Origin of the sequence: Streptomyces sp. NPDC059994, from assembly GCF_042737755.1 — a bacterium.
In the GTDB taxonomy this organism is placed as follows: Bacteria; Actinomycetota; Actinomycetes; order Streptomycetales; family Streptomycetaceae; genus Streptomyces.
In genome coordinates, this window is sequence record NZ_JBHWUR010000044.1 from 1 (window position 1) to 17914 (window position 17914).

Annotated in this window: 20 protein-coding genes; 17 read left to right on the forward strand and 3 right to left on the reverse strand. The window is 73.7% G+C overall.

Annotated features, from left to right (window positions below):
• Positions 1 to 197 precede the first annotated feature (197 nt).
• The 6 genes from ACFWA7_RS21805 (at position 198) to ACFWA7_RS21830 (ending at position 6554) form a co-directional block, all read left to right on the forward strand.
• A complete protein-coding gene (locus ACFWA7_RS21805; protein ID WP_385824640.1) occupies positions 198 to 1628 on the forward strand; it encodes an NAD(P)H-hydrate dehydratase in 1431 nt (476 codons plus the stop codon).
• A 971-nt stretch (positions 1629 to 2599) separates the two neighbouring features.
• Positions 2600 to 3322, forward strand: coding sequence for a L,D-transpeptidase family protein (locus tag ACFWA7_RS21810; protein WP_385824642.1), 723 nt, complete (start codon positions 2600 to 2602; stop codon positions 3320 to 3322).
• A gap of 41 nt (positions 3323 to 3363) precedes the next feature.
• Complete coding sequence (gene alr, locus ACFWA7_RS21815) at positions 3364 to 4506, forward strand: alanine racemase (RefSeq protein ID WP_385544856.1); 1143 nt, start codon at positions 3364 to 3366, stop codon at positions 4504 to 4506.
• Positions 4507 to 4532: 26 nt separating this feature from the next.
• Positions 4533 to 5744, forward strand: coding sequence for an alpha/beta fold hydrolase (locus ACFWA7_RS21820; RefSeq protein WP_385544778.1), 1212 nt, complete (start codon positions 4533 to 4535; stop codon positions 5742 to 5744).
• Complete coding sequence (gene tsaE, locus ACFWA7_RS21825; protein ID WP_385544781.1) at positions 5716 to 6222, forward strand: tRNA (adenosine(37)-N6)-threonylcarbamoyltransferase complex ATPase subunit type 1 TsaE; 507 nt, start codon at positions 5716 to 5718, stop codon at positions 6220 to 6222. The genes ACFWA7_RS21820 and tsaE overlap by 29 nt, the downstream gene beginning before the upstream one ends.
• A 152-nt stretch (positions 6223 to 6374) precedes the next feature.
• A complete protein-coding gene (locus ACFWA7_RS21830) occupies positions 6375 to 6554 on the forward strand; it encodes a hypothetical protein (protein WP_385824644.1) in 180 nt (59 codons plus the stop codon).
• 135 nt (positions 6555 to 6689) lie between these two features.
• On the opposite strand, the gene ACFWA7_RS21835 is transcribed toward ACFWA7_RS21830, so the two are convergent.
• Positions 6690 to 7274, reverse strand: coding sequence for a hypothetical protein (locus ACFWA7_RS21835; protein ID WP_385544787.1), 585 nt, complete (start codon positions 7272 to 7274; stop codon positions 6690 to 6692).
• Between the two features lie 133 nt (positions 7275 to 7407).
• On the opposite strand from ACFWA7_RS21835, the gene tsaB reads away from it, so the two are divergent.
• From tsaB to ACFWA7_RS21885, 10 genes are all read left to right on the forward strand, one after another.
• Complete coding sequence (gene tsaB / locus ACFWA7_RS21840; RefSeq protein WP_385544790.1) at positions 7408 to 8061, forward strand: tRNA (adenosine(37)-N6)-threonylcarbamoyltransferase complex dimerization subunit type 1 TsaB; 654 nt, start codon at positions 7408 to 7410, stop codon at positions 8059 to 8061.
• A gap of 17 nt (positions 8062 to 8078) precedes the next feature.
• Positions 8079 to 8552 carry a ribosomal protein S18-alanine N-acetyltransferase gene (rimI, locus tag ACFWA7_RS21845; RefSeq protein ID WP_385544858.1) on the forward strand — a complete coding sequence of 158 codons (474 nt, stop codon included), beginning with the start codon at positions 8079 to 8081 and terminating at the stop codon, positions 8550 to 8552.
• Entirely contained in the window at positions 8552 to 9658 is a 1107-nt protein-coding gene (tsaD, locus tag ACFWA7_RS21850) for a tRNA (adenosine(37)-N6)-threonylcarbamoyltransferase complex transferase subunit TsaD (RefSeq protein WP_385824646.1), read from the forward strand. Before rimI ends, tsaD begins: the two co-directional genes overlap by 1 nt.
• Positions 9655 to 9921 (forward strand): hypothetical protein, encoded by a 267-nt coding sequence (locus ACFWA7_RS21855; protein WP_385544796.1) that lies wholly within the window; start codon positions 9655 to 9657, stop codon positions 9919 to 9921. The genes tsaD and ACFWA7_RS21855 overlap by 4 nt, the downstream gene beginning before the upstream one ends.
• Before the next feature lie 61 nt (positions 9922 to 9982).
• Complete coding sequence (locus ACFWA7_RS21860; RefSeq protein ID WP_385544799.1) at positions 9983 to 10840, forward strand: polysaccharide deacetylase family protein; 858 nt, start codon at positions 9983 to 9985, stop codon at positions 10838 to 10840.
• Between the two features lie 177 nt (positions 10841 to 11017).
• Positions 11018 to 11374, forward strand: a complete 357-nt coding sequence (locus ACFWA7_RS21865; RefSeq protein WP_385544802.1) for a YciI family protein — start codon at positions 11018 to 11020, stop codon at positions 11372 to 11374.
• Positions 11375 to 11455: 81 nt separating this feature from the next.
• Positions 11456 to 12733 carry an RNA polymerase sigma factor gene (locus tag ACFWA7_RS21870; RefSeq protein ID WP_385544805.1) on the forward strand — a complete coding sequence of 426 codons (1278 nt, stop codon included), beginning with the start codon at positions 11456 to 11458 and terminating at the stop codon, positions 12731 to 12733.
• Positions 12734 to 12813: 80 nt separating this feature from the next.
• Positions 12814 to 13302, forward strand: a complete 489-nt coding sequence (locus tag ACFWA7_RS21875) for a VOC family protein (RefSeq protein WP_385824649.1) — start codon at positions 12814 to 12816, stop codon at positions 13300 to 13302.
• 135 nt (positions 13303 to 13437) lie between these two features.
• Positions 13438 to 14067: a hypothetical protein gene (locus tag ACFWA7_RS21880; RefSeq protein ID WP_385824651.1), complete on the forward strand. Its 630-nt coding sequence runs from the start codon at positions 13438 to 13440 to the stop codon at positions 14065 to 14067.
• Positions 14068 to 14113: 46 nt separating this feature from the next.
• Positions 14114 to 14479 carry a hypothetical protein gene (locus tag ACFWA7_RS21885; protein ID WP_385544814.1) on the forward strand — a complete coding sequence of 122 codons (366 nt, stop codon included), beginning with the start codon at positions 14114 to 14116 and terminating at the stop codon, positions 14477 to 14479.
• Here ACFWA7_RS21885 and ACFWA7_RS21890 read toward each other — a convergent pair.
• A complete protein-coding gene (locus ACFWA7_RS21890; protein WP_385824653.1) occupies positions 14389 to 14886 on the reverse strand; it encodes a hypothetical protein in 498 nt (165 codons plus the stop codon). The genes ACFWA7_RS21885 and ACFWA7_RS21890 overlap by 91 nt on opposite strands.
• A gap of 5 nt (positions 14887 to 14891) precedes the next feature.
• Positions 14892 to 16106, reverse strand: a complete 1215-nt coding sequence (locus ACFWA7_RS21895; RefSeq protein ID WP_385824655.1) for a methyltransferase domain-containing protein — start codon at positions 16104 to 16106, stop codon at positions 14892 to 14894.
• An 83-nt stretch (positions 16107 to 16189) separates the two neighbouring features.
• Between ACFWA7_RS21895 and ACFWA7_RS21900 the strand changes: the two genes are divergently transcribed.
• Entirely contained in the window at positions 16190 to 17134 is a 945-nt protein-coding gene (locus ACFWA7_RS21900) for a polysaccharide deacetylase family protein (protein ID WP_385824657.1), read from the forward strand.
• The last annotated feature ends 780 nt before the right edge of the window (positions 17135 to 17914 follow it).

Consider the following 17914-nt stretch of genomic DNA (forward strand, 5'->3'; position numbering starts at 1 on the left):
GTTCCCCGCGCCCCTAACCCCCTAGGGACGCGGGGAACTGCGCGATCAGCCCCCACCGACCGGCAGGCGACCCCGCAACCCCCTGGAGGGCTCCGCGGGGAACTGCGTGATCAGCCTCCAACCCGCCCGCAGTCGAACACCGGGCCCACTGCATCGCCGGGGTGGCACGAGGGAGCGGGATTCGGAAGGGTGGACCCATGCGTATCGCCTATCGCGTCGAGACTGTCCGTGCCGCCGAGCAGGAGCTCATGGCCCGCCTCCCCGACGGCGCCCTCATGCAGCGCGCCGCCGCCGGGCTGGCCGCTGCCTGTGCGGGCGTGCTCGGGCGGGTGTACGGCGCCCGCGTCGTCGTCCTCGCGGGCAGCGGAGACAACGGCGGTGACGCGCTGTACGCCGGGGCCCGACTGGCCCGGCGCGGCGCGGGTGTCAGTGCCGTGCTGCTCGCCCCCGACCGCGCCCACCCCGACGGCCTCGCCGCGTTCCGGCGCGCGGGCGGGCGGGTGGCGGACGACCCGTACGACGTGCTCGCCGGCGCCGACCTCGTCCTCGACGGCATCACCGGTATCGGCGGGCACGGCGGTCTGCGCCCCGACGCCGTCCCCGTGGCCCGCGCGGCCCGTGGGTCGAACGCCCTCGTCGTCGCCGTCGACCTCCCCAGCGGGATCGAGGCCGACAGCGGGGAAGTCCTGGGGGAGGCGCTGCACGCCGACGCGACTGTGACCTTCGGCGCGTACAAGCCGGGCCTGCTCGTCGACCCCGCGTACGCGTACACCGGCGCCGTCCGCCTCGTCGACATCGGGCTCGAACCCCACCTTCCCTCCGTACCGGACTGCGAGGCGCTGCAGCACGCCGACGTGGCGCAGCTGCTGCCGGTGCCGACGGGGGAGAGCGACAAGTACCGGCGCGGGGTCGTCGGCATCGTCGCCGGGTCCGCGCGCTACCCCGGCGCCGCCGTGCTCGCGGTGGCGGGCGCGCTGCACGGCGGGGCGGGGGCCGTCCGGTACGTCGGGGACGCCGCCGACGACGTCATCGCCCGCTTCCCCGAGACGCTGGTCTCGGCGGAGCCCCCGGCGAAGGCGGGCCGCGTCCAGGCCTGGGTCGTCGGCCCCGGCCTCGGGGACGCCCCGGGGGTCGAAGACGTCCTCGCCGTGGACGTTCCCGTGCTGGTCGACGCGGACGGGCTGCGCGGTCTGGACCCGGCGGCGGTACGGGCGAGGACCGCGCCGACCCTGCTCACCCCGCACGCGGGGGAGGCGGCGGCGCTGCTCGGGGTGAGCCGGGCGGAGGTGGAGGGCGCGCGGCTCCACTCCGTACGCGAGCTGGCCGACCGGTACGGCGCGACCGTCCTCCTCAAGGGTTCGACCACGCTCGTGGCCGATCCGGGCGGCCGCGCGCCGGTCCGGGTCAACCCGACGGGTACGCCCTGGCTCGCCACGGCGGGCAGCGGCGACGTCCTCTCCGGCCTGGCGGGCTCCCTGCTGGCCGCGGGCCTCTCCGCCCGGGACGCGGGCTCGGTCGCGGCGTACCTCCACGGCCTGTCCGCCCGCCACGCCGCGAACGCGGCCCCCCTGACGGCGTCGGCCCTCGCGTCGTCCCTGACGGACGCCTGGCGCGACGTCTACGCCTGATCCCCGGGCGGCTGGGTTCGTCTGCGGGCTGGTGGGGGCTGGTCGCGCGGTTCCCCGCGCCCGTTCTTGGCCCGGTGTCCGCCTGATCCCCGGGCGGCCGGGTTCGTCTGCGGGCTGGTGGGGGCTGGTCGCGCGGTTCCCCGCGCCCGTTCCTGGCCCGGTGTCCGCCTGATCGCCGGGCGGCTGGGTTCGTCTGCGGGCTGGTGGGGGCTGGTCGCGCGGTTCCCGGCGCCCCTTGTCGGCCCGGTGTCCGCCTGCGGGCCCGGTGGAGGTTCCTCGCGTCCACGCGGCGGGCCGCGCACTGTCACAGCCCCGCGCCCCTGGAGGGCGGGGCTGTGACAGTGCCTGCCCATCGGCACCGGCCGCCCCCAACCCCCGAGGGGCGCGGGGAACTGCGCGACCAGCCACAGACAGCCCGCGGACGAACGGAGCCCGGGGCGGAGCCCCGAAGCGGGGTGCAGGGGCCGCGGGCCCCGTCAAGGGTGCGGGCCCCGTCAAGGGTGCAGGGGGCGTAGCCCCAGCCCGGGGTCCGGGGGCGCAGCCTCCGGGAAACCACCCTCACCCCCCCACCCCCGGAGGGTTCAGGGAAGGGGCGGGGTGGGGGAAACAAAGCCCGCCCACCCGCGCGGCACCCCCCGCACCCCACCCCCCACCGCTTCGCTGACCCCATGAGCGAACGACACCCCCGCCCCGGCCAAAACCCCCGCCCCGGCCAAAACCCCCGCCCCGGCCAAAACCCCCGCCCCGGCCAAAACCCCCGCCCCGGCCGACGCAAACGCACCGCCGTCCACCTCGCCCTCGCCCTCGCCGCCTCCCTCACCCTCTGCGGCGCCCACCCCGTCCCGCCGCACCCCGGTCCCGGCCCCAGCCCCGCCGCCCCGGCCCCCGCACCCCCCATCCCCGAGAGTCCCGTCCCCGCCGACTCCCTCGTCCCGGGCGAGCCGCGGGCACCGGGGCAGGTCGCGTATCTCATGGACACGCCCGACCAGGTGCTGCCGCCGCTCGTCTACGAGCCCACCGCCGCCGAGGAGGCCGTCGAGCCCGCGGCGCCGGCGGCGCGTGTGGAGCGGATCGTCGAGTACGTGCCCGGCAACGAGGTCGGCGCCGCCGCGTGCAGCCGACAGGCCGGGCCGTACCAGCGGCAGGTCGAACGGTGGCTGAAGCTGGCGGCCGACGGGAAGCAGTCCGCCGCCGACTGCGCCGCGATCCGCCGCTTCCAGACCGATCACGGCATCCGGCCGAACAGTGGCTTCGCCGGGCCCGCCACCTGGGGCACCATGCGGCTGCTCTCCGCCCGGGCCAACCCCAACGCCGCCGGCCGCTGCCCGGTCCGCAAGAGCCGGATCGCCTGCGTCGACCTCGACCGGCAGCTCATGTGGGTGCAGAACCGTACAAAAGTCACCTTCGGGCCCGTCGCCATCCGTAGCGGGCGGCCCGGGTACGCCACCCGCACCGGCACCTACCCCGTCTACTGGCGGCACAAGAACCACTGGTCGACCATCTACAACGCGCCCATGCCGTATGCCCAGTTCTTCAGCGGAGGGCAGGCGTTCCATGCCATCTACGACAACATCCACTCCACGGTCGGGTCGCGCGGATGCGTCAATCTGACCTACTCGGACGCCAAGCGGCTGTGGGGCGCGCTCGCCAAGGGTGACCCGGTCCATATCTGGGGGCACAGGCCCGGCGCCTGAGCCGGGGGCTCAGCTCTGAGAGACTGGGCGCGATGACCGCGATGACTCAGACAGTGCACACGCGAGCCCGCGCCGAGATCGATCTGGCCGCCCTGCGCGCCAACGTCCGTGCGCTGCGCGCCCGTACCCCCGGCGCGCAGCTCATGGCTGTCGTGAAGGCGGACGCGTACGGGCACGGCGCCGTGCCGTGCGCCCGGGCCGCGATCGAGGCGGGCGCCGCCTGGGTCGGCACGGCCACCCCGCACGAGGCCCTGGCGCTGCGCGCGGCCGGGATCGGCGGGCGGATGCTCTGCTGGCTGTGGACGCCCGGCGGGCCCTGGCGCGAGGCCGTCGAGGCCGACATCGATGTGTCGGTGAGCGGGATGTGGGCCCTGCGGGAAGTCACAGAAGCCGCTCGCGCCGCCGGGCGCGTCGCCCGGGTCCAGCTCAAGGCCGACACCGGGCTCGGGCGCAACGGGTGTCAGCCCGCCGACTGGCCCGAGCTCGTCCAGGCCGCCCTCGCGGCCCCCGAGGTCCGTGTCACCGGCCTCTGGTCGCACTTCGCCTGCGCCGACGAGCCCGGTCACCCCTCCATCGCCGCCCAGCTCACCCTCTTCCGCGAGCTGGTGGCGTACGCCGAGAAGGAGGGCATCGAGCCCGAGGTGCGGCACATCGCCAACTCCCCGGCCACCCTCACCCTCCCCGAGGCGCACTTCGACCTCGTACGGACCGGGATCGCCATGTACGGGATCTCCCCCGCGCCCGAGCTCGGCGCCCCCGGCGACTTCGGGCTGCGGCCGGTGATGACGCTCGCCGCGTCCGTGGCGCTGGCCAAGCAGGTCCCGGCGGGCCACGGCGTCAGCTACGGGCACCACTACGTCACCGAGCGCGAGACGACCCTCGCGCTGGTTCCGCTCGGCTACGCGGACGGCATCCCGCGGCACGCCTCCGGGCGCGGGCCCGTGCTCCTCGGGGGGCGAGTGCGGACGGTGGCGGGCCGGGTGGCCATGGACCAGTTCGTGGTCGACCTCGAAGGGGACACCGTCGAGCCGGGCGCGGAGGCGGTCCTGTTCGGGCCGGGCGACCGGGGCGAGCCGAGCGCCGAGGACTGGGCGCGGGCCGCGGACACCATCGCGTACGAGATCGTCACCCGGATCGGTTCGCGAGTGCCGCGCGTCTATCGACACGAGAATTCCGACAGCTGAACCCGCGGACCACAAGGAGCGGCACGGTGAGCGAGACCAGCACGGGGGACGTGGCGCAGGCGGCCGTGGGCAGCTGGCGCCTGGCGGGTCTGGCCGGGGCCGCGATAGGCGTGGTCGCGGCGGGGGCCGCCGCCGGGGTCGCGGTCGAGCGGCTCACCGTCGGGCGCGGCATGCGCAAGAAGGCGCGCCTGGCGCTGGACGCGGCGGGGCCGTACGGCGCGCTGCGCGGCATGCCGGGGCGCGCGTACTCCGACGACGGCACCGAGCTCTACTACGAGACCGACGAGGCCGAGCCGTCCGCCAAGGTCAACGGGGCGCGCAAGCGGCGGCTGTTCGGCCGCAAGGCGCCCGCGCCCGTCACCGTCGTCTTCTCGCACGGCTTCTGTCTGAGCCAGGACGCCTGGCACTTCCAGCGGGCCGCGCTGCGCGGGGTCGTCCGGACCGTCCACTGGGACCAGCGCAGCCACGGCCGCTCGGCGCGCGGTGAGGCGCAGGCGCAGGGCAGGCCCGTCACCATCGACCAGCTGGGCCGCGACCTCAAGGCGGTGCTCGACGCGGCCGCCCCCGAGGGGCCGCTGGTGCTCGTGGGGCACTCGATGGGCGGCATGACCGTGATGGCGCTCGCCGACCAGTACCCGGAGCTGATCCGCGACCGGGTCGTCGGCGTCGCCTTCGTCGGCACGTCCTCGGGCAGGCTGGGCGAGGTCAGCTACGGGCTGCCGGTGGCGGGGGTGAACGCGGTGCGCCGCATCCTGCCCGGCGTGCTGAAGGCGCTCGGCTCGCAGGCGGAGCTGGTGGAGCGGGGGCGGCGGGCCACGGCCGACCTCTTCGCCGGGATGATCAAGCGGTACTCGTTCTCCTCGAAGGACGTGGACCCGGCGGTGGCCCGGTTCGCGGAGCGGATGATCGAGGGGACGCCGATCGACGTGGTGGCGGAGTTCTACCCGGCCTTCGACGACCACGACAAGGAGGCGGCGCTCCAGGTCTTCGCCGAGGTGCCCGCGCTCGTCCTGGCCGGCGACCGCGACCTGGTCACGCCCAGTTCGCACAGCGAGTCCATCGCGGACCTGCTGCCCGACGCCGAGCTGGTCATCGTCCCGGACGGCGGGCACCTGGTGATGCTGGAGCACCCCGAGACGGTCACCGACCGGCTGGCGGACCTGCTGGTGCGGGTCGGCGCGGTGCCGGAGGCGACTAACGTTGGCACGTATGGAAGCAGCGCACAGCCAGGCCACTGACGCCACGACCCGGCTCACCCTCGACTCCCCCGCCGAGATGCAGGAGTTGGGCCGCAAGATCGCCAAACTGCTCCGCCCGGGCGACCTCGTCCTGCTCACCGGCGAGCTCGGCGCGGGAAAGACGACGCTGGCGCGCGGCCTCGGCGAGGGCCTCGGGGTGCGCGGCGCGGTGACCTCCCCCACCTTCGTGATCGCCCGGGTCCACCCGTCCCTGACCGGCGGCCCGGCCCTGGTGCACGTGGACGCGTACCGGCTCGGCGGCGGTCTGGACGAGATGGAGGACCTGGACCTCGACGTCTCGCTGCCGGACTCCGTGGTGGTCGTGGAGTGGGGCGACGGCAAGGTGGAGGAGCTCTCCGACGACCGGCTGCACGTGGTCATCGACCGGGTGGTCGGCGAGACGGACGACGACCGCAGGGTGGTGACCGTGGCCGGTCTGGGTACGCGGTGGTCGGGAGCCGGGATCGAGGGCTTGTAGCCGCCCGTGGCCGGGCGGGGCGCGTGGGAGACGTACGTTCCGACAAGCCGTCGGTAAAATGTTGCGCGGGTCCCGCCGGGCGTGGTCACATGGTAGGAGAGACCTGGTTAGGTCTACCTAACCACGCCTTCTCCAGGAGCCGGGAGGCCGCCATGACCGTATCGGAGCGCGAAGCGCAGCCGCGGCGTACGCAGGGTGTGTCCATGAGCGATCTGCTGGCCTCCTGCGCGGCGGCGAGCGCCGTCTCGACCCCGCCGAATCCGGCGGAGCCGGACGAGGAACGGCCGCCCGCCAAGGCCGAGGAGAAAGGCGTGCGGCGCGACGCCGCTTAACTCTTTCGGGTGTAACTGACGGTACGGGTGCGGCAGTGCGCCTTCAGGGGCGCGGGGCTGTGACATGTGCGGCTCCGCCGCGATGGGGGGACCCCCACCGGCCCGCAGCCGAATCACCGGACCCCTGGCGGAGCCCTACGGCACCACGACGATCTTCGAGCCGATCGTGGCGAACGTCCACAGCGCGTTGCCGTCCTCGCGCTTCATCCGGATGCCGCCGGTGCGCTTGCTCGGGTCGGGGCTTGCCACCTTGCCGTTGACCGCCGCGCTGAAGCCGATCGTCACGGAGTCGACGGTGGCGAACCGTACGACGTGCTCGATCTGCACCCCGTCCGAGCCGGGGACGGACGCGGCCCGTGAGGTCACCGCGTAGTTGCCGGGCTTGGGGCTGACCGTCGACGGCGTGACCTCGAAGGTCTTGGGCGCCAGGCCCTTGAGCGTCTTGGTGCCGACCAGCCAGACGCGCTTGCCGCCCAGCGAGTACACGACGCGCGGGCCGACGCCGGAGTTCTCCGGCAGCGCCGTCACGTTCTTCGCGGGCACCTTGCCCTTGGGCGATGCCGCCGCCGAGGAGCTCGGGGCGGGTGAGACGGTGACGCCGGGCGCGGCCAGATCGGCCGCGGAGGGGGCGTTCGCCGACGCCTGGTAGGCGAGGAAGCCGACCGCCGCGAGTGCCGCCGCGGTGAGCCCGGCCACAAATCCCGAGCTGCTCCTTGCCACCTGACTCGCCCCTTTCGTACGTACAGGCTTGCGGATCTACAAACCTGCGGTCATATCTGCGGCTGACGGTAGCAGCCGGGGGCGGCCGGGGCGGGACGCCGTGCCCCCGGCGCCGTGGCCGTAGGCTGTTCGCGTGCTCTTGCTCGCCGTTGATACCGCCACCCCCGCCGTGACCGTCGCCCTGCACGACGGCACGGACGTCGTCGCCGAGACCAGCCGGGTGGACGCCCGCCGCCACGGGGAGCTGCTGCTGCCCGCCGTCCACCAGGTGCTCGCGGACGCCGGGCTCACGCTCGACGCCGTCACGGACCTGGTCGTCGGGGTCGGCCCCGGCCCGTACACGGGACTGCGCGTCGGCCTGGTGACGGCCGTGACCTTCGGCTCGGTGCTCGGGGTGCCCGTCCACGGCCTCTGCACGCTCGACGGCCTCGCCTACGCCTCCGGCATCGAGGAGCCGTTCGTCGTCGCCACCGACGCGCGCCGCAAAGAGGTCTACTGGGCCCGCTACGACGACTTCCGCACCCGTGTGAGCGAGCCGTCCGTCGACCGCCCCGCCGACATCGCCGGGCAGGTCGCCGGGGTCCCGGTGGTCGGCGCGGGCGCGGTCCTCTACCCGGAGGCGTTCCCGGACGCCCGCGGGCCCGAGCACCAGTCGGCGGCGGCGCTCGCCTCGCTGGCGGCGGAGAGGCTGGCGGCGGGCGCGGAGTTCCTGGCGCCGGTGCCGCTGTATCTGCGCCGCCCGGACGCGCAGGTCCCCAAGAACTACAAGGTGGTCACTCCCCAGTGAGCGTCGTGCTCCGTGAGATGCGCTGGTGGGACATAGAACCGGTGCTCGCGCTCGAACGCGACCTGTTCCCCGAGGACGCCTGGTCGGCGGGGATGTTCTGGTCGGAGCTCGCACACGCCAGGGGGCCCGGCGCGACCCGGCGCTATGTGGTGGCGGAGGACGGCTCGGGCCGGCTGGTCGGCTACGCGGGCCTCACGGCCGCGGGCGGCCTCGGTGACGTCCAGACCATCGCCGCCGCCCGCGACCAGTGGGGCACGGGCCTCGGCGCCCGGCTCCTGACCGACCTGCTCAAGCACGCCACCGCCTTCGAGTGCGACGAGGTCCTGCTCGAAGTACGGGTGGACAACAAACGGGCCCAGAAGCTCTACGAGCGCTTCGGCTTCGAGCCCATCGGATTCCGGCGGGGCTACTACCAGCCGGGCAACATCGACGCGCTCGTGATGCGCCTGATCGTCCAGGAACACGACCGAGGAACAGAAGAGACTGACTGATGGCTGACGAACCGCTGGTACTCGGCATCGAGACCTCCTGCGACGAGACCGGCGTCGGCATCGTGCGGGGCACGACGCTGCTCGCCGACGCCGTCGCGTCCAGCGTGGACACCCACGCCCGGTTCGGCGGCGTGGTGCCCGAGATCGCCTCGCGCGCGCACCTGGAGGCGATGGTCCCCACCATCGAGCGCGCCCTGAAGACGGCCGGGATCTCCGCCCGGGACCTCGACGGCATCGCGGTGACGGCCGGGCCGGGCCTGGCGGGCGCGCTGCTCGTCGGCGTCTCGGCCGCCAAGGCGTACGCGTACGCCCTGAACAAGCCGCTGTACGGCGTGAACCACCTGGCCTCGCACATCTGCGTCGACCAGCTGGAGCACGGGCCGCTGCCCGAGCCCACGATGGCGCTGCTGGTCAGCGGCGGCCACTCCTCGCTGCTGCTCGCGCCCGACATCACCGCGGACGTCCGCCCCATGGGCGCGACGATCGACGACGCGGCGGGCGAGGCGTTCGACAAGATCGCGCGCGTGCTCGACCTGGGCTTCCCCGGCGGCCCGGTGATCGACCGGCTCGCCAAGGAGGGCGACCCGGCGGCGATCGCGTTCCCGCGCGGTCTGAGCGGCTCGCGCGACCCGGCGTACGACTTCTCCTTCTCGGGGCTGAAGACGGCCGTGGCCCGCTGGATCGAGGCGAAGCGGAACGCGGGCGAGGAGGTGCCGGTGCGGGACGTGGCCGCCTCCTTCCAGGAGGCCGTGGTCGATGTGCTGACCCGCAAGGCCGTACGGGCCTGCAAGGACGAGGGCGTGGACCACCTGATGATCGGCGGCGGCGTCGCGGCCAACTCGCGGCTGCGGGCGCTCGCCCAGGAGCGGTGCGAGAAGGCGGGCATCCGGCTGCGGGTGCCGCGGCCCGGTCTGTGCACGGACAACGGGGCGATGGTGGCGGCGCTCGGCGCGGAGATGATGGCGCGCAACCGGCCCGCCTCGGATCTGGACCTGTCGGCGGACTCCTCGCTGCCGGTGACGGACCCTCACGTGCCGGGCACGCAGGGCCACGCGCACGACCACGACCACGTGCACGAGATCAGCAAGGGGAACCTGTACCCGTGACGGTCGCGCTGATGTGGGAGGCGCGGGCGGTCCAGGGCCGCGGCGGGGAACTCCTCGCCTGGGCCCGGGCCCAGCCGCTGCCGTACGAGCCGGTGCGCCGGGAGGTCTTCGCGGCGCCCCAGGACCGGGTCCTTGTGATCACCTGGTGGGAGGCGTCGTACGACGCGGAGCTGCCGGAACTTCCGGAGCCGGACGGGGAGTTGGTGACCCGGGCGGTCCACCGCTGGCGCTTCGAGTCACTCGGAGTGGAACCCCGGGCCTGAATTCTGCATCGATCTGTACGCAGAGGGCGTATCGGTCGGCGGTTCGGGGTTGGTTCACACAGTGGGTAAGAAGAGCGCGGCGGCGGGACTGGTTCTGTCCGGGGTGCTGCTGGCCACGGGCTGCTCGTCGTCGGACAGTTCCGGGAGCGGCCCGGCCAGGACCGGCGGCAGCGGTACGGCGCCCACCCCCTCCGCACCGGCCTCCGGCCCGGCCCAGGGCGCCGAGGACGGCGTCGCGAGCGCGGCCGCGTACCGCAAGTGGGGCCTCAAGCCGCTGCCCGCCGCTCCGGCGCCGCCCGCGCGGAAGCCGGTGAAGGCGAAGCCCGGGGAGGTCCCGGTGATCAGTGACATCCCCACGAAGCAGAAGATCGTCTTCGTGACGTTCGACGACGGGGCCGAGAAGGACCCCAAGTTCGTGGAGATGATGCGGGACCTGAGGATCCCCTTCACGATGTTCCTCACCGACGCGGCGATCAGCAGTGACAAGGGCTACTTCAAGCCGCTCCAGCAGCTCGGCAACGCCGTCCAGAACCACACCCTGACGCACCCCGACATGCGGACCGAGACCGGCTCCCAGCAGCAGCACCAGATATGCGGCCAGCAGGAGAAGCTGACCAAGGAGTACGGCAAGGCCCCCCGGCTCTTCCGGCCCCCGTACGGCAACTGGAACGAGGGGACGCGCGCGGCGGCCAGGGCCTGCGGGATCCAGTCGATCGTGCTGTGGCGCGAGTCGATGCAGATCCAGAACATGCAGTACCAGCGTGGTGACAAGAAGCTCCACCCCGGCGACATCATCCTGGCCCACTTCCGCGGCAGGAGTGAGCTCAAGGGCCACACGATGACCGAGATGACGGCGAACATGCTCCGCCACATCCAGGAACAGGGCTTCGCGGTGGCGCGCCTGGAGGACTACGTCTAGGTCTGTGACCTGCTGGGCGGCCCGTCGTGCGGCCGGGCGGCCGGGCGGAAAAAAATCTTCGGAAGAAATCCGCGGGTCGTGTCGAATCCGCGTCCGGCCGTTCGACGTATGAGTGAGAGGCGGGGAACAGCCCCGCAGCCACCCTTCCGGACTTCCGGACGCTTTGAGGAGAACACCATGCCGCGCTACCTGTCGATGGTCCGCATCAACGAGGCCGACGCCCCCGCCGAGGGCCCGAGCGCCGAGCTGATGGAGCGGATGGGCAGTCTGATCGAGGAGATGACCAAGGCCGGGGTCCTGCTCGACACCGCCGGGCTCACCCCCACCGCCCAGGGCTCCAGGGTCACCTGGTCGGGCGGGAAGCTCTCGACGACCGACGGGCCGTTCACCGAGTCCAAGGAGGTCGTCGGCGGCTACGCGCTCATGCAGTGCAAGGACAAGGCCGAGGCGATCGAATGGGCCAAGCGGTTCCTGACGATCCACGAGGAGCACTGGACGGTCACCTCCGAGATCCGCGAGATCTTCGAGGGCTGAGCACGGCCGAGCGCCCTTCGGGCCGCTGTGCTCACGGCCGCCGATTGCCGACGCGCCGCGCGGATGCTCTGATGACTGCCCGTGAGCACAGAAAAGGACGCGGTCGAAGCCGTCTTCCGGATCGAGTCCCCGCGCGTCATCGCGGCCGTCGCCCGGATCGTCCGGGACGTCGGCATCGCCGAGGAGCTGGCGCAGGACGCGCTGGTCGCCGCCCTGGAGCGGTGGCCGGAGACAGGGGTACCGGACAACCCGGGCGCCTGGCTCACGGCCACCGCCAGGCACCGGGCCGTCGACCTGGTGCGCCGCCGCGAGACGTACGCGCGCAAGCTCGCCGAGATCGGCCGCGACCTCGACGAGGCGGTGGCGGAGCCGGAGTTCGCGGCCGCCGAGGACCCGGACGCCATCGACGACGACCTGCTCCGGCTGATCTTCACCGCCTGCCACCCGGTGCTCTCCACCGAGGCGCGCATCGCCCTGACGCTGCGGCTGCTCGGCGGGCTGACCACCGACGAGATCGCCCGCGCGTTCCTCGCCCAGGAGTCGGCCGTCGCCCAGCGGATCTCCCGCGCCAAGCGGTCGCTGGCCAGGGCGGGGGTGCCGTTCGAGGTGCCGTACGGCCCGGAGCGCGCCGCGCGGCTCGCGTCCGTCCTGGAGGTCATCTACCTCGTCTTCAACGAGGGTTACTCGGCGACGGCCGGTGACGACCTCGTGCGCCCGGCGCTGTGCGAGGACGCGCTGCGGCTCGTACGGGTGCTGGCCGGGCTCGTGCCCGAGGAGCCCGAGGTCCACGCGCTGGCCGCGCTCCTGGAGATCCAGGCGTCGCGGACGCACACGCGCACGGACGCGACGGGCGCCCCCGTGCTGCTCGCCGACCAGAACCGCTCCCGCTGGAACCGGCTCCTGATCCGGCGCGGCTTCGCGGCGCTGACCCGCGCGGGCGAACTCGGCGGCGCCCCCGGCCCGTACGCGCTCCAGGCCGCCATCGCCGCCTGCCACGCACAGGCCGCCTCCTACGAGGAGACCGACTGGGCGGCGATCGCCACGCTCTACCGGCGGCTCGCGGCGATCGCCCCCTCCCCGGTGGTGGAGCTGAACCGGGCGGTCGCCGTGTCGATGGCCGAGGGCCCCGGGGCGGGCCTCGCGATCGTGGACGCCCTCGCCGCCGACCCGGCCCTGCGCGGCTACCACCTGCTGCCCAGCGTCCGGGGCGACCTGCTCGAACGCCTCGGACGTACGGAGGAGGCCCGCGCGGAGTTCACCCGCGCGGCGGAGCTGACGCGCAACGAACGCGAGCGGGAGCTGCTGCGGGCACGCGCGGCGGGCTGGGATCCGGGCGGCGGAGGCGGGGCGCGGCGATGAGTTTCGGGGGCGGCCCCGGTCTACCCTCCGGACCCGCCGGCACCCGCGCCGGAGGGGCCGGTCGAGAGGGAGGCACCCCCATGTCCGCTCAGAAGATCACGACGTTCCTGTGGTTCGACGACCAGGCCGAGGAGGCCGCGAAGTTCTACGTCTCCGTCTTCGGCGGGGACGCGCGGATCGTCGAGACCACGCGGTACACGGAGTCGTTCGGGGACCAGGCGGGCTCGGTGATGACGGTCGTCTTCGTGCTGGCCGGCCAGGAGTACACGGCGCTCAACGGCGGCAAGCAGGACTGGTCCTTCAACGAGTCGATCTCGCTGTCCGTCGACTGCGAGTCCCAGGAGGAGGTCGACGACCTCTGGGCCAGGCTGACCGCCGACGGCGGCGAGGCGGGGCCGTGCGGCTGGCTGAAGGACAAGTACGGCCTGTCCTGGCAGATCGTCCCGCGCGCCATGCGCGAGATGCTCGCCTCGGACGACCGGGCCGCGGTGGACCGCACGGTGGGCGTGATGATGAAGATGGGGAAGCTGGACGTGGCGGCGCTGCGGGCGGCGTACGAGGCGAAGTAGGGGCGCGGGGGGTTGCGCAGGGCTGGTGACGTGCCGGGGGCGACAAGTACCGGCTTTTAAGTGCGTACTTACCGAAAGGCGCGTACGGCCGAGTACGGGGGCGGCGCCCCCGGGGGCGCCGGTAATCTCGTGCTCATGTCACCCCGCACGCCCCTGCCGCCACCCCCGCCCCCGGTCGAGATCCGTGCCTGGCCCGACCGGAACGCCCTGCTCGTGGACCGCGCGGGCGTCCTGAACGACCTGGTGGCACGGCAGTTGGGGCCGGGGCGGATCGCGGCGCACTGGGGCTGGGCGGTGCTGCTCGCCACCGGCTGGGCGTTCGTGGGGACGGCGGTCATCGCCTTCACCGAGGCGCTGGACGTGCTGTCGATGCTGTTCGGCGTGATCTGCCTGGTGATCGGGCTGGGCGCGGTGGTGCCGACGGCGGTGGCGATCGTGGCGGGCCTGCGCAAGGACGCCAGGATCCGCCGGCTGCTCGCCCAGTGGGCCGAGTTGGACCGCCACCCGGCGACCGACGCCGGGCTGCGCGCGCCGGGGCTGAGCCTGGCGTGGCTGCTGCCTGGCGGGCTGATGTGCGCGCTCGGCCTGTTCGTGTGCGTGACGGTCCCGGCGGCGGCGCGGCCGGGCCACGACACGTACGGCATGGTGGTCCTGACGATGGGCCTGGGCCTGGTGTGCTGGCTGACGGGCCTGATCGCCGTCACCAAGGCGCTCGCCCACCGCCGTTGGGCCCTACGTCTCCTGCCGCCCGCGCACCTATCCTGAACGCACGTGCGTACGCCGCACGGACTCCGGGGGAAAGGCGGCAAAGATGGAATGGTACTGGTGGGTCCTCATAGTCTTCTGGATGGGAGGCTTCGGCTGGGCGGCCGACACGGGCCGCACGGCCCTGCGCACCCGCCACGAGCGCAAGCTCGAACGCCTGGAAGCGGCCAAGCGGGAACGCCTCGCCCTTGAGGCGGCCCACCGCCCCCCGGAGCCGGTCTGCGGCTGCACCCACCACCTCGCCAAGCACGACAAGCAGGGCAAGTGCCACGAGCGCGTCGAGGTCCCGGTCGCGTGGGACGAGTCCAAGCACCCGGTCCGCTACGAGTCGGGCCAGTGCAACTGCCAGCAGTACGTGGGGCCGCAGCCGCTGTCCCAGGTGTTCGCGGAGGAGCTCACGGACCTGGCGTAGACGAGGACCGCCCCTTCCAGGGTGCCGACGGCCCCGCCGTCCCGTCGCCGGGCTCGGGCCCACGCCGGTCGGCCACCGCGCTGTCGGTACGGGTCACGCGTGCTCCCGCAGGGTGTCCCCGCCGGGTCGGTGTCTTCGGCGGCCGACGACAGCTTTTCCCGGAATTCCTGGGGAGCGCCGTCGACGGCGCTGTGCTCCGGGAGGTCCACGAGGGCGTCCAGCAGGGCCGCCGCGGTGCGGACGGGGCAGTGGTGGCTCGCTGTCTGCGAGGTGGCGGCCAGTCGGCCGTATCGGCGGATCTCGTCGTCCAGGGGCAGCGTTCCCTTCGACGCCTGCGCCCTGATGGCCAGGTCGAGGAGGTGCGCCACCGGGCCGCCGGTGAACAGGGCCGCCGCGTACGACCGCACGGGGGTCACCCCTGCCGTACGGGCCGGCCGATCAGCATCGTCGGGGCCCCCGCCACCCGTGTCAGGAACACCGTGGCCGAGCCCCGCCCCTGGAGCTTCATCTTGCGGCGCAGTTCCTCCGGTTCGACCGCCGAGCCGCGCTTCTTGACCGTCAGGATGCCGACCCCGCGCTCCCGCAGCAGCGCCTTCAGCTTCTTCATGTTGAAGGGGAGTTCGTCGGTGATCTCGTACGCGGTGGTGAACGGCGAATCGTACGGCTCGTCGCTCGTCACGTACGCGATGGTCTCGTCGATGAGGCGGCCGTCGCACGCCGTGACGATGTCGGCGACGAGGTGCGCGCGGATGACCGCGCCGTCCGGCTCGTACAGGTAGCGCCCGACCGGCCCGACCGGCGGCGCGGGCAGCGGCGCGGGCGTCCGCAGGGTGGCCCCGGCCGGGAGCAGGGTGGCGCGGACCGTGCCGGGCGTACGGGCGTGCGCGGAGGCGCGCGCGCCCCCGAACCACAGCACCGCCTCCTTCACATCGCCCCCGTCCGAGATCCACTCCGCCTCGGCCTCCGGCGGGACCGACTCATGGGGGATGCCGGGGGCGATCTTCAGGGCGGCGAAGGGGGCCTTCCGGGCCGCGCCGACCGCCCAGGAGAGCGGGGGCGAGTACGCCTCGGGGTCGAAGATCCGGCCGCGCCCGCCCCGCCGTGCCGGGTCGACGAACACCGCGTCCCACCCCGACGTGTCCACGTCGGTCACATCCGCGCACCGCACCTCGATCAGCTCCGCGAGGCCCAGCGCCGCAGCGTTCGCGCGGGCGACCTCCGCCGTGAGCTCGTCGCGGTCCACCGCGAGGACGGAGATGCCCGCCCGGGCGAGGGCCAGCGCGTCGCCGCCGATGCCGCAGCACAGATCGGCCACGCCCCGTACGCCCTGGGCGGCGAAGACCCGGGCGCGGTAGGCGGCCACCGACGCGCGCGTCGACTGCTCGACGCCGTTGGGCGTGAAGAACATCCGGTACCCGTCGTCCGCGCCGAACTTCGCGACCGCGCGCTGCCGCAGCCGCGCCTGGGCCAGGGCCGCCGAGACCAGCTCGGGGGCGTACGTCCGGCGCAGCCGGGTCGCCACCGCCAGCTCCTGGGACGGGTCGTAGTCGCGGAGCGAGTCCAGCAGGCCCGTGCCCTCGGGGGTGAGCAGGGTGCGGAAGGTGTCGAGGTCGTTCACCCGCCCCATTGTGGGCCAGGCGGGGGACGGTGCGCGTCCGGTGACGGGTGTCGCCTCCGGTATACCGTCCCGCGCTGACAGGATGCGGCGCCATGCAGCTTGTACGACAAAGGGAAGATTTCAGGCGCGGTGGTGTGCCGAAAGCGCCGCTCGTTCTGGTGGCCGGGCTCGTCGCCACCGCGCTCGCCTCCGGGTGCGCCGCCGAGGACACCCCCACCGGCCGGCCCGGGCAGGGCGGCAAGGCCGCCGCCGGGCCGCAGGCCTACGACAACGACGCCGCCCGCGCCCTCGCCGGCTACTCCGCCCACCTCAAGGAGGCCCAGGCCGCCCGCGTCGTCGCCGCCAAGAAGTGGAAACTGGCCAAGGTGCCGCTGGCCGCGCCCGCCCCGCCCGCCGTCAAACCGAAGATCACCAACCGGCCCGGCTTCGAGACGGACGGTGATGACTCCCTGCCGCCCGTCTTCACGACCGTGCCGACCAAGGACCGGATCGTTTTCCTCACCATCGACGACGGGGCCGAGAAGGACCCCGCGCTGCTGAAGATGATGCGGGAACTGCGCATCCCGTACAGCGCGTTCCTCAGTGACTACCTCGTCCGCACCGACTACCCCTACTTCAAGCGGATGCAGGGCCTGGGCGTCACGCTCAACAACCACACGCTCAACCACCGCTATATGCCCGCGCTCTCGTACGAGGAGCAGCGGCACGAGATCTGCGACCAGCAGGACAAGATCGGGAAATGGGCGGGCAAGCGGCCCCGGCTCTTCCGGCCGCCGTACGGCAACTACAACGAGGACACCCTGCGCGCGGCCCAGTCGTGCGGCGTCAAGGCCGTGCCGCTGTGGGCGGCGGAGGCGTTCCCCGACCACATGGAGTGGCGCGAGTGGGACCGGGATCTGCACCCCGGGGACATTGTGCTCACGCACTTCCGGGGGCGGGAGGACTGGAAGGGGACGATGCCGGACATGATCCGGCAGGTCATGAAGGTCATCACGGACAAGGGGTATGCGGTGGCCAGGCTGGAGGACTACGTCTGATGCCCGTGGGGCGCGTGGCGGTTTCCCCCACCCCGCCCGTTCCCGCTGTGCCATGTGCGGCTCCGCCGCGTGGCCTCCGGGGGTGGGTGGCGGGTGGAGGTGGCTCTCCCGGGGGCTGCGCCCCCTGGACCCCGGGCGGGGCTGCGCCCCTGGACCCCGGGCGGGGCTGCGCCCCTGGACCCCGGGGGGCGTCGCCCGGACCCGGCTTTGGCGGGGGCTCCGCCTCCTGCACCCCTGGCGGGGCCTGCGGCCCCTGCACCCCGCTTCGGGGTCCTGCCCCGGCCCCCGGCACGGGGGTGGGTGGGCTACCTGGCCTGGGGGCGCGGCCCCCGGTCCCCGCTCTCGGGGCTCCGCCCCGGACCCCGCTCCTCAAACGCCGGAGGGGCTGAATTCTGCCCGGGCCCAGCTCCTCCGCACGCCGGGACGGGCTGAATCTGGCCGAGCCCAGCACCTCGCACCCCGGAGGGGCTGGATGTGCCCGAGCCCCCTTCTGCCTTAAGGGGCGCGGGGAACTGCGCGACCAGCCCCCACCCACCCGCAGAGAAAGAACACGCCCCCGGGAGCCCGCCCGGCCCGAGCTCCGCATCCCCCTCAGGGGCGCGGGGAACTGCGCGCCCAGCCGCAGGTAACCCGCAGCCGCATCACCCGGCACTCCCGGAGGGACTGCGCGCCCAGCCACGGGTATCCCGCAGCCGCATCACCCGGCACTCCCGGAGGGACTGCGCGCCCAGCCACGGGTATCCCGCAGCCGCATCACCCGGCACTCCCGGAGGGACTGCG

Bases quoted from the DNA above. Each gene is read 5' to 3' on its own strand.
- ACFWA7_RS21805 (WP_385824640.1), top strand. From the start codon at position 198: ATGCGTATCGCCTATCGCGTCGAGACTGTCCGTGCCGCCGAGCAGGAG.
- ACFWA7_RS21810 (WP_385824642.1), top strand. From the start codon at position 2,600: ATGGACACGCCCGACCAGGTGCTGCCGCCGCTCGTCTACGAGCCCACC.
- alr (WP_385544856.1), top strand. From the start codon at position 3,364: ATGACTCAGACAGTGCACACGCGAGCCCGCGCCGAGATCGATCTGGCC.
- tsaE (WP_385544781.1), top strand. From the start codon at position 5,716: ATGGAAGCAGCGCACAGCCAGGCCACTGACGCCACGACCCGGCTCACC.
- ACFWA7_RS21830 (WP_385824644.1), top strand. From the start codon at position 6,375: ATGACCGTATCGGAGCGCGAAGCGCAGCCGCGGCGTACGCAGGGTGTG.
- rimI (WP_385544858.1), top strand. From the start codon at position 8,079: ATGCGCTGGTGGGACATAGAACCGGTGCTCGCGCTCGAACGCGACCTG.
- tsaD (WP_385824646.1), top strand. From the start codon at position 8,552: ATGGCTGACGAACCGCTGGTACTCGGCATCGAGACCTCCTGCGACGAG.
- ACFWA7_RS21865 (WP_385544802.1), top strand. From the start codon at position 11,018: ATGCCGCGCTACCTGTCGATGGTCCGCATCAACGAGGCCGACGCCCCC.
- ACFWA7_RS21875 (WP_385824649.1), top strand. From the start codon at position 12,814: ATGTCCGCTCAGAAGATCACGACGTTCCTGTGGTTCGACGACCAGGCC.
- ACFWA7_RS21880 (WP_385824651.1), top strand. From the start codon at position 13,438: ATGTCACCCCGCACGCCCCTGCCGCCACCCCCGCCCCCGGTCGAGATC.
- ACFWA7_RS21885 (WP_385544814.1), top strand. From the start codon at position 14,114: ATGGAATGGTACTGGTGGGTCCTCATAGTCTTCTGGATGGGAGGCTTC.
- ACFWA7_RS21895 (WP_385824655.1), bottom strand. From the start codon at position 16,106: ATGGGGCGGGTGAACGACCTCGACACCTTCCGCACCCTGCTCACCCCC.
- ACFWA7_RS21900 (WP_385824657.1), top strand. From the start codon at position 16,190: ATGCAGCTTGTACGACAAAGGGAAGATTTCAGGCGCGGTGGTGTGCCG.